Origin of the sequence: Salipiger bermudensis, from assembly GCF_020171625.1 — a bacterium.
Taxonomy (GTDB): domain Bacteria; phylum Pseudomonadota; class Alphaproteobacteria; order Rhodobacterales; family Rhodobacteraceae; genus Salipiger; species Salipiger bermudensis_B.
The window spans coordinates 181,421-195,627 of the sequence record NZ_JAIUZY010000008.1 but is presented as its reverse complement, the minus strand read 5'-3'; the positions used below and the strand labels follow the sequence as shown (position 1 = coordinate 195,627).

Sequence of the window (14,207 nt, the reverse complement as noted above, 5' to 3'; positions counted from 1 at the left end):
GCAGGCGACAAAGGCCGGACGCCTCCGGCGGGAGTATTTTTGACGAAGAGAAGCCAAGGGGCACAGCGCTTCTGGCTTCTTTGGTTCAAAAATACCTCGGGGGTGAATTGGCCGCAGGCCAAGATGGGGCAGCGCCCCCGTCACGGCCCGGACCCGGCGCAGACGGGGCCGGGCTGAACCTGTGCAGCCCGCAGGGCTGCACCGCCTGATAGGTTGCCAAAGAAAAAGCCCCCGGCGTTGCGACCGGGGGCAGGGCTCTGGAAGTCGGCCCGGATCTTTGCCGGTGCCGTGGTAAAGGAGCGTCGCCTCAGCTCGGCCCGATCATGAAGCAGGTCACCTGCCGCGCCTGCAGCCGGCGGCAGGCGAGATCCGCGGTCTCGCGGCTCAGCCCCATGAAGTTGGCGTCGTAGCCGGAGCTGCGGTCGACCACCTTGCGCAGCGAACCATCCAGCGTCGAGGTCTCCATCAGCGCGGTCTTCAGCAGCACCTTCTCGGCCGCGTAGCGGCTGGGATAGCGCCCGACATTGATGCCCCAGTGACGACCACCCGAGGTCGACAGCCGCGTCACGACCTCCTGCGGCTCCTGCGCCGGTGCAGAGACCGCCACCGCCTGCGTTTCGGCAGGGGCCGCCGGCGCGGCGGCGGAGGCCGAGGCCATCAGGATGCCCTGTGGCCGGCGCACCGGCTTGACCGACGCGTTGGGCGCCACGCCCGAGGCATCGGCCTCTGCGACCGCAGGGACCGCTTCGGCGATCTCGACCTCCGACACGGTCTTCTGTTCGGCGGTCTGCACGCTGGCCAGCACGGTCTCGATATCGCTCTCCACGCTCGCCACCAGCGGGGCGACATCGGCGCTCGAGGCGCCGGGGCGGGATTGCGGTCGCAGGCTGCGGCTCACCGCCGCCGACACCACGCGGATCGTCTTGCCCTGCGCCCCGTCCGGCGAGGGATCGGCGCTGCGCGCCACCTCGACATTGCCGAGCCCGCTGTTGCCAAGATAGGGCGGCTTGCCCGGCGCCCGCAGGGCGACGCGCGGCTTGGTGCGCTTGAAGCCGAGATCCATCAGCTCCGCCACCTTGGCGTTGCGCGACGCGGTGGAGCGGCCACCGAACACCGTCGTCACCACCCGCTCGCTGCCGCGCTCGGCAGAGGCCACGAGGTTGAAGCCGGCCGCATTGGTGTAGCCGGTCTTGATGCCGTCGGCGCCCTTGTAGGACCCGAGGAACCGCCGGTTGGTGTTGTAGACCTCGCGCATTCCGGCATGGGCGGTGATGCGCGAGAACAGGTTATAGTACTGCGGATAGTCGTAGATCATGTGCCGCCCGAGCAGCGTCATGTCCCGCGCCGTCGACATGTGACCGCTCTCGGTCAGGCCGTTGGCGTTCTTGAACGTGGTGCGCGACATCCCCATCGCCTGCGCGGTCCGGTTCATCCGCCGCGCGAAGGCCGCCTCGCTGCCCGAGATCGCCTCGCCGATGGCGGTGGCGGCATCGTTGGCGGATTTCACCGCCGCCGCCCGCACCAGATAGCGCAGCTTGATCTTCTGCCCCGAGCGCAGCCCCAGCTTCGAGGGCGGCTCTGCCGCGGCATTGCGCGAGATCGTGACCACCGTGTCCATGGTCAGCTCGCCATGCTCGACCGCCTCGAAGGCGATATAGAGCGTCATCATCTTGGTCAGAGATGCTGGGTGCAGCGGGGTGTCGGCATTCTCCGAATGCAGCACCTCGCCGGATCTGGCATCCATCACCATCGCCGCGTAGGGCGCAGCGAGCGCGCTCATCGGAGCAGCGATGAGAAACCAGAGTAGTGCAATGAATTGCAGGCCTGCTCGGCCCGGCTTTTGCCTGTGCCGTCCCGTCACGGTATTCCGCCTTTTTGTCTGCCTCAGGTGTTCCCGGTTTTTCCGGTGAACTTGTCTTTATGATTATTTCGAAGCGTAGCACGGAAGATCACATCGCGGAAGACCGCAATATGTTGATTCTCTGCCTCTTTCAGAAGCACGCGAGTCCAGATGTTGGGGGCGGTTTCGCACCATCGACTACCACGGCGATTAAGGCGGAAATGCGGCGAACCGCCCCCCTCAGCCGATCTCGCGCACCAGACTCACCAGCCCGCCCAGATCCGCGAGCTCTGCGAACCGCGGGTGCGTGGGCTTTTCCGCCGCCTCGAGCGACCACATCAACTCCTGCGGCACATAGACGCCCCAGCCGCCCGCCTCGATCGCCGGACGCACATCCGATTTCAGCGAGTTGCCGACCATCATCGCGCCCCCTGCCCCACCCGGGCTGGCCGCGAAGATCCGGGCATAGGTCTCGGGTGTCTTGTCCGAGACGATCTCCACCGCATCGAACCAGTCGCCGAGCCCGGATTGCGCCAGCTTGCGCTCCTGATGCAGCAGGTCGCCCTTGGTGATCAGCACGAGGTGATGATCAGCCGCAAGTGCCTCGACCGTCTCCTGCGCGTGAGGCAGCAGCTCGATGGGATGGGCCAGCATGTCCTGCCCGGCCTTGAGGATCTCGCCGATGACGTGGCCCGGCACCCGCCCCTCGGTGACCTCGATCGCGGTCTCGATCATCGAGAGCACGAAGCCCTTCACGCCGAAGCCGTAATGCCCGATATTGCGCCGCTCCGCCTCGAGCAGCCGTGCATCGAGGTGATCGGCCTCCACATGGTCCTGCAGCAGCTCCGCGAATCGCGCCTGCGTGAGCTTGAAGAACCGCTCGTTGTGCCAAAGCGTGTCATCCGCATCGAAACCGATTGTCAGCAATTTCGCGGCCATAACGCGAAGACTCCGTCCTGAACCCTTTTCTCCGGGCAATCACCGATTTATATAGACCCTTCGAGCCACCCACCGCAAAGCGCCTTGAGCCCGAGATGACAATCACCATCACGGAACAGACCATCCGCCTCGCGACAACGCCCTCCCTGCCGGGAGACGGCGATGGCGATGCTGATGTTGTGCTGCAGACCAAGCCCAAGACCAAGCGGCCGCCGCTGTACAAGGTGCTTTTGCTGAACGACGATTACACCCCGATGGAATTCGTCGTCCACGTGCTCGAACGGTTCTTTGGCATGTCCCATGCCCAGGCCTTCGAAATCATGCTCACGGTGCACAAGAAGGGGGTCGCGGTGGTCGGCGTGTTCAGCCACGAGATCGCCGAGACAAAGGTCGGACAGGTGATGGATTTCGCCCGCCGCCATCAGCATCCGCTGCAATGCACCATGGAAAAGGAGTGAGCCGCGCCCCCGCGCCGGCCCCGCCATGACGACCGACAGATTGAGTTTTGCAACAGAGGCAGGCCTCGCCCTGCCCGACGATGGCCGCATCCTGCTGATCGGCGCCCCCGGTGACCTGGCCTCCGAGGCCCTGCCGCTCGAGCGCTGTGCCGTGGTGCAGGGCTTCAAGCCCGATCACGACCTCTGGGAGCGCCGTGGCGTGCCGGTGGCGCTGGCGCCCGAGGGCGATTTCGCCGCCGCCATCGTCTTCCTGCCCCGCGCCCGAGAGCTGGCCGAGGCCCGCATCGCCATGGCCTGTGCCGCCGCCCCCGGCGGGCTGATCGTCATCGACGGCCAGAAGACCGACGGCATCGAGCCGATCGCCAAGGCGGTGAAGGCGCGCTCGCCGCTGCTCGGTCAAGTCTCCAAGGCGCATGGCAAGACGGTCTGGTTCACGGCCACCGAGGCCTTCGCCGACTGGGCCCGTGAGGCCGCTCCCAATTCCCACGGGATCTGGACCGCGCCGGGCGTGTTCTCGGCAGACGCGCCCGACCCGGGCTCTGCCGCCCTGCTTTCCGCGCTGCCCGAGAAGCTCGGCGGGCAGGTCGCCGATCTCGGCGCCGGTTGGGGCGGGCTCGGGGCCGGCCTGCTGGCCCGCGACAGCATCAGGACGCTGCACATGGTCGAGGCCGACCACGCCGCGCTTGCCTGCGCGCGCCGCAACGTCACCGACCCGCGGGCGCAGTTCCACTGGGCCGACGCCACCGCCTGGACCCCGCCCGAGCTGCTTGACGCCGTGGTGATGAACCCGCCGTTCCACCAGGGCCGACGCGCCGATCCCTCCCTCGGGCAGGCCTTCATCGCCGCCGCACGCAGGATGCTGAAACCCTCCGGGCAGCTCTGGCTGGTGGCCAATCGCCACCTGCCCTACGAGACCACGCTTGCCGCCCAATTCCGCAACAGCGACGAGATTGCGGGTGACAGCCGCTTCAAGATCCTGCACGGCTCTCGTCCGAACCGCTGATCTTCGCTAGCGTCGCTGCGACGCGCCAACTCTCAGGGAACGCCGAATGAGCTATTCGATCGAAGGCAAGACCGCCATCGTCACCGGGGCCGCGAACGGGGTCGGCCTCGCCATCGCCCGGCATTTCGCGGACCGGGGCGCGAACGTCATGTTCGCCGACATGGACGAGAACCGGCTGGCCAAGGAATGCGGGCAGGAAACCGACGGCGGCAACATGTGCTACTTTGCCGGCGACCTGCGCGAGAAGCTGACGCTGAACAACCTGCTCTCGGCCACGCTCGACCAGTTCGACCGGGTCGACATCCTGATCAACGGCGCGCGGCAGATGATGCCGACCGATCCGCTCGATCTCGAAGACGACACCATGGAGACGCTGATCGGGCAGAACCTGATGCCGGCCTACCGGCTCAGCCAGATCGTCGCCAAGCGGATGATGAAGCAATCGAGCGGCGACAGCGACCGGCAGGCCGGTGCGATCATCAACCTGTCCTCGATCGCCTCGCGCCGCACCCAGAAGCAGATCCTGTCCTACTCCGTCTCCTGCGCCGCGCTCGATCAGATGACCCGCTCGCTGGCGGTGGCGCTGGCGCCCGAGCGCATTCGCGTCAACGGCGTGGGCTTCGGCTCGGTGATGTCGGCCAGCCTCAAGGACAAGCTCAAGGACAATCCGGACTACCGCAAGGAAATCGAGGCCAACACGCCGCTCGGCCGCATCGCCGCGCCGGGCGCACTGGCAGAGGCGGTCCAGTTCCTCGCCTCCGACGGGGCCGGGTTCATGACCGGCCAGATCCTCACTGTCGATGGCGGCCGGACGCTGATCGACCCGGTGGTCGCCCCCGCGCATTGATTGCCCCCGCCCCCGCTTGGGTCTAACACGGGCCCGCACAGCGAGGAGAGCCGCAATGACCGACACCGACGACTTCGCCGAGCGCAAGACCCGCGCCTCGGACTGGTTCCGCGCCCTGCGCGACGAGATCGTGGCGGCCTTCGAGGGGCTCGAGCAGAGCCACGACACCGGCCCGTTCTCCGACGAAGCGCCCGGCGCCTTCGAGGTCACCCCAACCAGCCGCACCGCCGAGGACGGCTCCGATGCCGGTGGCGGGCTGATGAGCGTGATGCGCGGCGGCCGGGTGTTCGAGAAGGTGGGCGTCAACGTCTCGACCGTCTACGGGACGCTGGGCGCGGCGGCACAGACGTCGATGGCGGCGCGCGGCGTGCCCGGCATCGAGAGCGATCCGCGCTTCTGGGCCAGTGGCATCAGCCTCGTCGCCCACATGCGCAATCCGCACGTTCCGGCGGTGCACATGAACACCCGCATGTTCTGGACCCCGAACGCATGGTGGTTCGGCGGCGGCTCCGACCTCAACCCCTGCATCGAATACGACGAGGACACGGCGCATTTCCACGCCACCCAGAAGGCGCATCTCGACCCGCACGGCCCTGCGCTTTACCCCGAGCTGAAGGCCTGGGCCGACGAGTATTTCTTCATCCCGCACCGCAAGCGGGCGCGCGGTGTCGGCGGCATCTTCATGGACGACCGCAACAGCGGCGACTGGGAGGCGGATTTCGCGCTGACGCAGGATATCGGTCGCGCCTTCCTGCCGGCCTATCTGCCGCTGGTGGCGACCCGCCGGGTGATGGACTGCGATGCCGCGGACCGCGAGGCGCAGCTGGTGCATCGCGGACTCTATGCCGAGTACAACCTCGTCTATGACCGGGGCACCAAGTTCGGGCTGGCCACCGGCCATGACGCCAACGCGGTGCTGATGAGCCTGCCGCCGCTGGCGAAATGGGTCTGATCTCGGGGTGACACGCGGCGCCGGGCGGTCAGAACAGCCCGGCTTCCTTGGCGATCATCGCCGCATGGGTGCGGTTCGAGGCGTTGATCTTGCGATAGAGCGACTTCACATGCAGCTTGACCGTGGGCTCGCGAACGTCGAGATCTCGGGCAATCTCCTTGTTGGACTTGCCCTGCGTCAGCCCCTCGAGCACCTCGAGCTCGCGCGGTGAGAGCATCGCCGCCAGCGGGTTCACCTCGGTCTCTTCCTCGGCGCGCATGAAATCGAGCGGCGCATATTGCTCGCCCATCGCCATGAAGCGCACCGCGTTGACCAGCGACTTGGCCGAGAGCGTCTTGGGCAGGAACCCCGCGGCCCCGGCCTCGAGCACCTGTTCCGCCACCTCGCGGCTGGCGGTGCCGGAGATGATGGCGACGCGGCGCGCGCCGGCGAGCGCCTGCATCCGCGTGAAGCCGGTCAGACCGTTCATCCCGGGCATCGAGTAATCAAGCAGCACGAGGTCGAACGGGCCGTCCGTCGCGACCCGCGCCTCGGCCTCGGGATAGGTGGAAACCCCGGTGGTCTCGAAGCTGCCCTCCCCCTCGAGAAAAAGCTCGAGCGTATCGCGCAGGAGGTCATGGTCATCGGCGATAAGAACACGCATGGCAGCGGCCTGTCCGGTCTCCGGCCGCATCGCTAAATCAACCTTCACCCCAAAAGCCCTTTCAAATTCCAAGAATCACTTAATGGTTGTCCCATCAGGCTGGTGCGGAAAGGAGGAAAAAATAAGGAAGGCGATGATTCCGCTACGTAACTACACGGCGATCCCACTGGTCACGCGCACAACTTAACAGATTCGTTCTGAAAAGCAGTCCCTCAGATACACATTTTCAAAGCCGTGCTCGAGCACCCTCTCAAAGCCGTGCTCGAGCGCCCTCACGCGGCCCTCAGCTTGCCATCCGGGCCGGAGGCTTTCAGCTCGAACTCGGACACCAGCGCGGCCAGATGTTTCACCCGCTCCGCGATCTCGTGCGAGCTGTCGCGCCCACCCTCCGCCGCCGTGCCGTTCTGGGCAGTGAGCTCGTTGAGGCGGCGGATGGCATCGTTGATCTCTTCGAGTTCCCGGCTCTGCCCGTCGGCGGCGGTGCTCACGTCCGAGAGCACCTCGTCCACCTTGCGGATCTGTTCGAGGATGGTCTGCAGGGCGAGACCTGTCTCTCCGACCAGATCGACGCCGTTCTTGACCTCGGCGGCACTCTCTTCGATCAGCGCCTTGATCTCGAGCGCCGCGTCGGCAGAGCGCCCGGCGAGGCTTTGCACCTCCATCGCCACGACGGCGAAGCCCTTGCCGCTTTCGCCGGCGCGCGCGGCCTCGACCCCGGCGTTCAGAGCCAGCAGGTTGGTCTGGAAGGAGATATCCTCGATCACCCCGGTGATCTGCGCGATGCGCCCCGAGGAATCGGCGATCCGGTCCATCGCGTTCACCGCGCGGTCGACAACCGTGCCCGAGAGGTTGGCGCGTTCGCGCGCGCCGTCGGCAAGGTCCTTCGCGTCCCTCAGGGATTCGCTGGTCTCGCGCAGTGTCGCGGTGAGGCCCGAGACCGTGTCGGAGGTGCGCGCGATCATCTCGGCCTGCCGGGTCGTCCGGTCGGCAAGATCGGAGGCGGAGACCTGCATCTCCGACGCCTGATCGCGCAGTTCCGAGACCGTGCCCGCGAGGGTCAGCATGACCTCGCGCAGCCGCGCGGTGGCGGTGTTGAAGTCGGTCCGGATCGAGTCGTATTCCGGCGCCAGCGGCGCGTCGAAGCGCAAGGTCAACCGCGCATGGGCCAGCGCGTGCAGGCCCTCGGTGACCAGCTCCACCACCTGGCGATGCTTGTCGTGCAATGTCGCCTTTTCTTGCTCGCGCCGTTCGATGGCCGCCTGCGTGATCTCCTTGAAGCGGGAGATCGACCGCGCCATCACGCCGATTTCCCCGCGCGCCTTGACATGCGGCACCGCGATGTCGAACTCGCCGCCGATCACGTCGTTCATCACCGCCGTTAGGCGGCGCAGCCGCCGCGTGACAAGCTCGGACTGGAACAGGGCGAAGGCGGTACTGAGCAGCACCACCGCCGCCGTCAGCAGCACCTCGAACCGAAGGGCCTCCCGCGCTGCGATCGCGCCGGCGGCGGTCGCCTCCTCGAGCTCCGCGACAAGCGCCGCCTCGGCGGCGCGCAGATCGTCGATCCAGGCGGTCGAGGCCGCGAACCATGCCGGGGAGGACAGCCCGCCCCGCGCGCCGCCATAGGGCAGCGCAAGGATGGTCTGGCGCATCGGCTCGAGCGCCTGCGCCGCCGGCGCCTCGGTCAGCCCGGCCACGAAATCCGACCGTCCGAGCACCGCCCCGGCCCGGGTCAGGAACGCGCGCTGCTGGGCGCCGAGGTCGGTGAAGCGGCGGTGCACCGTGTCGGTGAACCGCCCCCCGCCAAGCCCGGTGGCGCCCATCGCCCGTTCGAGCCCCGCGCTTTCCTTGGCGAGCGCAATCAGCTCCGCCGCCTCCATCAGCGTGGCCTCCGGGTCGCCCCCGGCGCCAAGCCGCACCCGGTTCGACGCCGCCAGAAGCGATTGGATGATTCCGGTGTAATAGGCGGCAAGATCGGGCACCTTCAGTGACAATGTATCGATCTGCTTGCGCCGTCTCTCGAGGTCGGCGACGCCGGCCTCGACCGCGGCGACCTGCTCGGGCGCGATGTCCGACAGCACCGCGCGATCCGCCACATGCGCCCGGATCGCTTCATCCGTCGCCTCGCGCTGGGTGGCAAGCTCGGTGCGGAACGTACGCCCGAGAGAGGCGCTGAACCCCGCGGAATAGCCGCGCTCCTTCTGCAACTCATGCACGAGATCCGCCACGGTTTCCGATTCCGCGGCGACCTGAGACACGAGCTCTTCGCGCTGGGACAGCGCGGACAAGGCCGTCAGGCCGTTGCTCGCGAGGTACAGCACGAGCATCAGGAGGGGCGCGATGGCGCTCAGCAACATCAGGCGCAGGCTCATTCCAGGGCATCCCGTTTCAACACGATCCTCCTCCTCATGTGCGCCATGAGACGTTAAGATCCCTTGAACACCGCCCCCCCGGCCATCGCGGCCTGTCGCTCGGGGGACGGCTGTGCCAAAATCCGGCGAAACAACGGAGGCCGGCATGGCAGATCTCGAAACCCGCATCGCCCAGGGGCGTGGCGACGCCCCGGCAGACCGCGTCCTGCGCGGAGGCCGCATCCTCGATCTCGTCACCGGCGACCTGCTCGAGGGCGACGTGGCGATCTGCGGCGGCACCATCGTCGGCATCCTCGAGTCCTACGAGGCGCGCGAGGTGATCGACGTGAGCGGGCTGATCCTCGTGCCCGGCTTCATCGACACCCACCTGCATATCGAAAGCAGCCTCGTCACCCCGTTCGAGTTCGACCGCTGCGTGACCCCGCGCGGGGTCACCACCGCGATCTGCGACCCGCACGAGATCGCCAACGTGATCGGCGCCGCGGGCATCCGCTACTTCCAGGAGGCAAGCGCGCACACGTTGATGGACATCCGCGTGCAGCTGTCCTCCTGCGTGCCGTCGACCCATATGGAGACCGCCGGGGCGGAGCTTCTGGCCGAGGATCTGGCGGCGCTCATGGGGCATGCGTCGGGCATCGGGCTGGCCGAGTTCATGAACTATCCGGGCGTGATCCACCGCGATCCCGAGGCGATGAAGAAGCTGCGGCTGTTCGAGGGCGGCCACGTGGATGGCCACTGCCCGCTGCTTTCGGGCAAGGATCTCAACGCCTACGTGGCGGCCGGCATCCGCACCGAGCACGAGGCGACCAGCGCCGAGGAAGCGCTCGAGAAGCTGCGCAAGGGGATGCGGGTGCTGATCCGCGAGGGCTCGGTCTCGAAGGACATGCACGCGCTGCAGCCGCTGCTGAGCGAGCGGACCGCGCCCTACATGTGCCTGTGCACCGACGACCGCAACCCGCTGGACATCGCCGAGCATGGCCACCTCGATTACATGATCCGCACCATGATCGCGCTCGGCACCCCGCCGCTGGCGGTCTACCGCGCGGCCACCCTGTCGGCGGCGGAGGCGTTCGGGCTCAAGGATCGCGGCATGATCGCGCCGGGCAAGCGCGCCGATATCGTCGCCATCGACTCGCTCGAGGGCTGCCACGCGCAACTGGTTCTGGCGGGCGGCGTGGTGGCGGACGACGCCGCTTTCGCGGCGCGCGGAACGGTCGCGCCGGTGGGGCGCGGCTCGGTCAAGGCGCCGCAGCTTATGCCCGAGCAGTTCCGCGCCACCGGCAATCGCGAAGAGACCGATGTCATCGGCATCCGCGAGGGCCAGATCCTCACCGACCACCTGCGCGAGACGATTGCGATCGAGGACGGCGACAAGCGCCCCGACGCGGGCCGCGACCTCGTGCGCATCGCGGTCGCCGAGCGGCATGGAAAGAACGGCAACGTGGCGACCGGCTTCGTGAAAGGCTTCGGCCTGACGCACGGCGCGATTGCCTCGACGGTCTGCCACGATCACCACAATATCGCCTGCGTCGGCGTCGACTACGACGACATGGCCTTGGCGGCGAACCGGCTCGCAGAGATCGAGGGCGGCTTCGTGGTGGCGCGGGACGGAGAGATCCTCGCCGAGCTGGCGCTGCCGGTGGCGGGGCTGATGAGCCTCGCGCCCTTCGAGGACGTGCGAGACCGGCTGGTCGAACTGCGCGCCGCGGCACGGACGCTGGGCGTGACGCTGGAAGAGCCGTTCCTGCAGCTCGCCTTCCTTGCGCTGCCGGTGATCCCGTCGCTGAAGATCACCGACCGCGGCATGGTCGACGTGCTGAAGTTCGAGATCATACCCGGCTGATCAGCCGGGGTCACAGCGCCGGTAAGTCAGGTCCACGGAATCGGCATCGGGCCCGGTCTCCTGCCGTCGCAGGGTGTCTCCGTCTTCGGCGAGGGTGAGCGAGACGTCCTGCGACCACGTGGCGCCGGCGCCGGTGAAGGCGAACTCAGCCTTCACCGTCTCGGGGCCGAGTTGCGCCACCTCGCGCAGTGTGGCGCGCGAGTCGTAAACGGTGAAGTGGCGGGCGGTGACGACCATCAGGCCTTCGGCATCGGCCCCGCCCCGCGAGCAGTCCGCATCGCTCAGCCCCCAGCGCCCCCGCATCTCGTCGGGCAACACCTCGAGCTCCACCACCTCGGATGGGGTCGACGCCTGGTCCGGCGCACAGAAACCGACCTGCAACAGCGAAAGCAGGGCGAACGGCAATGCGAAATCCCGTATCATGGCGATATAACGAGACGGCGCCGGACCGGGTTCCAGCGCTGTTCAGATGCCGGTCAGGCCGGGCTCAGAGCATGTTCAGCAGCTCGGTCGTGGGCCAGCCATCCGCCGGGAGCCCCAGCCGGGTCTGCAGGTCACGCACCGCCGAGCGCGTGCCCGCCCCGAGAATGCCGTCGATGCCGCCGACGTCGTAGCCCTTGGCGTCGAGCGCGCGCTGCAGCGCCAGCATCTGCTCGCCCGACAGGCCGGGATCGGGATTGCCCGGATCGTAGACCGACGCCCCCTCAAGCCGGGCGGCGAAATAGGCGGCGGTCATGACGTAGGTGAAGCTCTGGTTCCACTCGAAATAGACGCGGAAGTTCGGGTAGGCGATGAAGCTCGGCCCACCGCGCCCCTGCGGCAGAAGGATCGAGGCTTCGAGCCGGCCGTCGTCCAGCGCCCCCTCGCGGGCACGCACGCCGAGGCGCTCCCATTCGGCGACGCTCATCGTGGTCTCGAGCCCGGTCAGCGACCAGTCCATCCCGGCGGGCAGGACCACCTCCTGCAGCCACGGCTCGCCGTGGCGCCAGCCCAACTCCGAGAGCATCTTGGCGCCCGAGAGCAGCGCGTCCGGCGCAGAGGTCTTCAGCGTCACATGGCCGTCGCCGTCGCCGTCCATGCCGTTCTCGAGGATGTCGCGGGGCAGCATCTGCACCATCCCGATCTCGCCCGCCCAGGCACCGGTGGTGGTGGCGGGATCGAAATCGCCGCGCGCGTAAAGCTCCATCGCGGCGAAGATCTGCGGCCGGAAAATCTCGGGGCGGCGGCAGTCATGCGCCAGCGTGACCAGCGCGTTCAGCGTGTTGAAGTCGCCCTGGAAGGCGCCGTAATCGGTCTCGAAGGCCCAGAACGCCAGCAGCACGCCCCGCGAGATGCCGTAGTCGCGCTCGATCCGGTCGAAGACCTCGTCCCAGCGCTGCGAGAGCGCCCGCCCCCGGTCGAGCCGGTCCTGGCTGATCAGTTTGCGCGAGAACTCGATGAACGGCGTCTGGAAGATGCCCTGCGCCCGATCGCGGCGCAGCACGCGGGGGTCCTGCCGTGCACCCGAGAGGAAGCGCCGCGCCACCTGCGGGTCGTGCCCCATCGCCACCGCCTCGTCCCGCAGCCCTGCCTTGAAGGTCTGGAAGTCGCCACCGCAGGGCACCTCCTGAGCGGCGGCGGCACCGGAGATCGCAAGGGCGAGGAGACAGGAGAGCGCGCGCATGTGAACCTCTTTTCGCGTTTGGCGGCACAGTAGCAGCCCCGCGACGCGGTGCAAGAAGCGGCATCCTGCCGATGTTTGCGTTTCGTTCACATTCGTTATGATAGCGTTAAACATTTGTTTAGAACTGAGGAGGACAAAGGCCTCATCGCCGGGCCCCGGAGCCATCGGAGACGCGCATGAACGTGCTTATCGTCGAAAGTCGGGAAGAACTGGGTGGCCTGTGGTCGCGCCATCTGGCGCGGCTTGGTGCGACGGTCACCGTCGCGCAGACCGAAGAGGCGGCGACGGAGCACCTACACGACACGCCGATCGACATCATCGTCCTTGATCTCGTGCTCGCCGAGGGCAGCGCCCTCGCCGTCGCCGATTTCGCCAATTACCGCTGGCCCGAGGCGAAGGTGATCTTCGTCACCAACACCTCGTTCTTTTCCGACGGCTCGATCTTCCAGCTCTGCAGCAACGCCTGCGCCTTCGTGCCAAGCGCGACGCCGCCGTCAGACCTTGCCGCGATGGTCGAGCATTTCGGCCAGCACGAGCCGCGCTAAGACGGCTCAGGCGCCCCCGAGCGCCTCGCGCCCATGCGGGGCCATCAGGTCGAGATCGGGCCCTGCCGGGATGATCCGGTTGGGATTGATCATGTCGTGGCTGTAATAGTAGTGCCGCCGGAAATGATCGAAATGCACCGTGTCGGCGACGCCCGGCCACTGGTAGAGTTCGCGCGTGTAGGCCCAGAGGTTGGGATAGTCGACGATCCTCGACTTGTTGCACTTGAAGTGCACGTAATAGACCTCGTCGAAACGGATCAGCGTTGTGAACAGGCGCCAGTCGGCTTCGGTGATCCGGTCGCCCATCAGGTAGCGGCCCTTGGACAGACGCTCCTCGATCCAGTCGAGGCTCTCGAAGAGCGGCCCGACCGCATCGTCATAGGCCTCCTGCGAGGTGGCGAAGCCGGCCTTGTAGACGCCGTTGTTGACGGTGTCGTAGATCCGCGCGTTGACCGGCTCGATGGCCTCGCGCAGCTCTTCGGGCCAGTAATCGTCGCTGTTGCCGGTCAGCCCGTCGAAGGCCTCGTTGAACATGCGGATGATCTCGGCGCTCTCGTTCGACACGATGGTCTCGCGCTGCTTGTCCCAGAGCACCGGCACCGTGACGCGCCCCGACATCTTGGGCTCTGCCTTGGTATAGATATCGCGCAGGAACGGCAGATCATAGAGCCGGTCGCCGGTGGCGCCGGGGAAATCGGTCTTGAAGGTCCAGCCGTCCGAAAGCATGTCGGGGTGCACCACGCTCACCGGGATCAGCTCCTCGAGCCCCTTGAGCGCGCGGAACACCAGCGCCCGGTGCGCCCACGGGCAGGCATAGCTGACATAGAGATGATAGCGATCCGGCTCGGCCCTGAAGCCGCCCTTGCCCGAGGGGCCGGCGCTGCCATCGGCGGTGACCCAGTTGCGAAACGATGTCTCGCTGCGCTGAAATTTGCCGCTGTCGTCGTTGTAGTCCCAGCGGTCCTGCCATTCGCCGTCAACCAGCAAACCCATTGGCTCTCTCCTCTTTGGTTGCGAGAAGAATTAGGCTCTGGGCGCCTGCAGGCAATTGCGGCGCGGCGCGCAGGGTCTTCGCGCGTCCGCACAGGGCAGCACGGAACCG

The 14,207-nt window shown here is 67.2% G+C and carries 13 protein-coding genes; 6 read left to right on the top strand and 7 right to left on the bottom strand.

All coding sequences use genetic code 11. The features are described 5' to 3' along the window. Positions 1-307 precede the first annotated feature (307 nt). Positions 308-1,780 (bottom strand): D-alanyl-D-alanine carboxypeptidase family protein, encoded by a 1,473-nt coding sequence (locus LCM15_RS15640; RefSeq protein ID WP_224858038.1) that lies wholly within the window; start codon positions 1,778-1,780, stop codon positions 308-310. A 300-nt stretch (positions 1,781-2,080) separates the two neighbouring features. Continuing rightward, positions 2,081-2,779 (bottom strand): HAD family hydrolase, encoded by a 699-nt coding sequence (locus tag LCM15_RS15635; RefSeq protein WP_224858035.1) that lies wholly within the window; start codon positions 2,777-2,779, stop codon positions 2,081-2,083. Positions 2,780-2,874: 95 nt separating this feature from the next. Here LCM15_RS15635 and clpS point away from each other — a divergent pair, with 95 nt between their 5' ends. From clpS to hemF, 4 genes are read left to right on the top strand one after another with little or no spacing between them, the layout of a single operon-like run. Next, a complete protein-coding gene (clpS, locus tag LCM15_RS15630; RefSeq protein WP_224858033.1) occupies positions 2,875-3,237 on the top strand; it encodes an ATP-dependent Clp protease adapter ClpS in 363 nt (120 codons plus the stop codon). 25 nt (positions 3,238-3,262) lie between these two features. Beyond that, on the top strand, positions 3,263-4,240 hold the full coding sequence (locus tag LCM15_RS15625; RefSeq protein WP_224858031.1) for a class I SAM-dependent methyltransferase: 978 nt from the start codon (positions 3,263-3,265) through the stop codon (positions 4,238-4,240). A gap of 46 nt (positions 4,241-4,286) precedes the next feature. Beyond that, positions 4,287-5,087: an SDR family NAD(P)-dependent oxidoreductase gene (locus LCM15_RS15620; RefSeq protein ID WP_224858029.1), complete on the top strand. Its 801-nt coding sequence runs from the start codon at positions 4,287-4,289 to the stop codon at positions 5,085-5,087. Positions 5,088-5,142: 55 nt separating this feature from the next. Beyond that, positions 5,143-6,039: an oxygen-dependent coproporphyrinogen oxidase gene (hemF, locus tag LCM15_RS15615; RefSeq protein WP_224858027.1), complete on the top strand. Its 897-nt coding sequence runs from the start codon at positions 5,143-5,145 to the stop codon at positions 6,037-6,039. A gap of 28 nt (positions 6,040-6,067) precedes the next feature. On the opposite strand, the gene LCM15_RS15610 is transcribed toward hemF, so the two are convergent. After that, the gene (locus tag LCM15_RS15610) at positions 6,068-6,682 is read right to left on the bottom strand and encodes a response regulator transcription factor (RefSeq protein WP_224858026.1); all 615 of its coding nucleotides are present in this window, start codon (positions 6,680-6,682) and stop codon (positions 6,068-6,070) included. Positions 6,683-6,954: 272 nt separating this feature from the next. Further along, on the bottom strand, positions 6,955-9,054 hold the full coding sequence (locus LCM15_RS15605) for a methyl-accepting chemotaxis protein (protein WP_224858025.1): 2,100 nt from the start codon (positions 9,052-9,054) through the stop codon (positions 6,955-6,957). A gap of 145 nt (positions 9,055-9,199) precedes the next feature. Here LCM15_RS15605 and ade point away from each other — a divergent pair, with 145 nt between their 5' ends. Next, positions 9,200-10,897 carry an adenine deaminase gene (gene ade, locus LCM15_RS15600; protein ID WP_224858024.1) on the top strand — a complete coding sequence of 566 codons (1,698 nt, stop codon included), beginning with the start codon at positions 9,200-9,202 and terminating at the stop codon, positions 10,895-10,897. Here the strand turns inward: ade and LCM15_RS15595 are convergent, their stop codons facing one another. Continuing rightward, positions 10,898-11,320, bottom strand: a complete 423-nt coding sequence (locus LCM15_RS15595; RefSeq protein ID WP_224858023.1) for a hypothetical protein — start codon at positions 11,318-11,320, stop codon at positions 10,898-10,900. It abuts the gene before it with no gap. Between the two features lie 64 nt (positions 11,321-11,384). Further along, on the bottom strand, positions 11,385-12,560 hold the full coding sequence (locus tag LCM15_RS15590; protein WP_224858022.1) for a lytic murein transglycosylase: 1,176 nt from the start codon (positions 12,558-12,560) through the stop codon (positions 11,385-11,387). A gap of 176 nt (positions 12,561-12,736) precedes the next feature. On the opposite strand from LCM15_RS15590, the gene LCM15_RS15585 reads away from it, so the two are divergent. After that, positions 12,737-13,105 carry a response regulator transcription factor gene (locus tag LCM15_RS15585; RefSeq protein ID WP_224858021.1) on the top strand — a complete coding sequence of 123 codons (369 nt, stop codon included), beginning with the start codon at positions 12,737-12,739 and terminating at the stop codon, positions 13,103-13,105. A gap of 6 nt (positions 13,106-13,111) precedes the next feature. On the opposite strand, the gene LCM15_RS15580 is transcribed toward LCM15_RS15585, so the two are convergent. After that, positions 13,112-14,098: a glutathione S-transferase family protein gene (locus LCM15_RS15580; RefSeq protein ID WP_224858020.1), complete on the bottom strand. Its 987-nt coding sequence runs from the start codon at positions 14,096-14,098 to the stop codon at positions 13,112-13,114. Between the last annotated feature and the right edge of the window lie 109 nt (positions 14,099-14,207).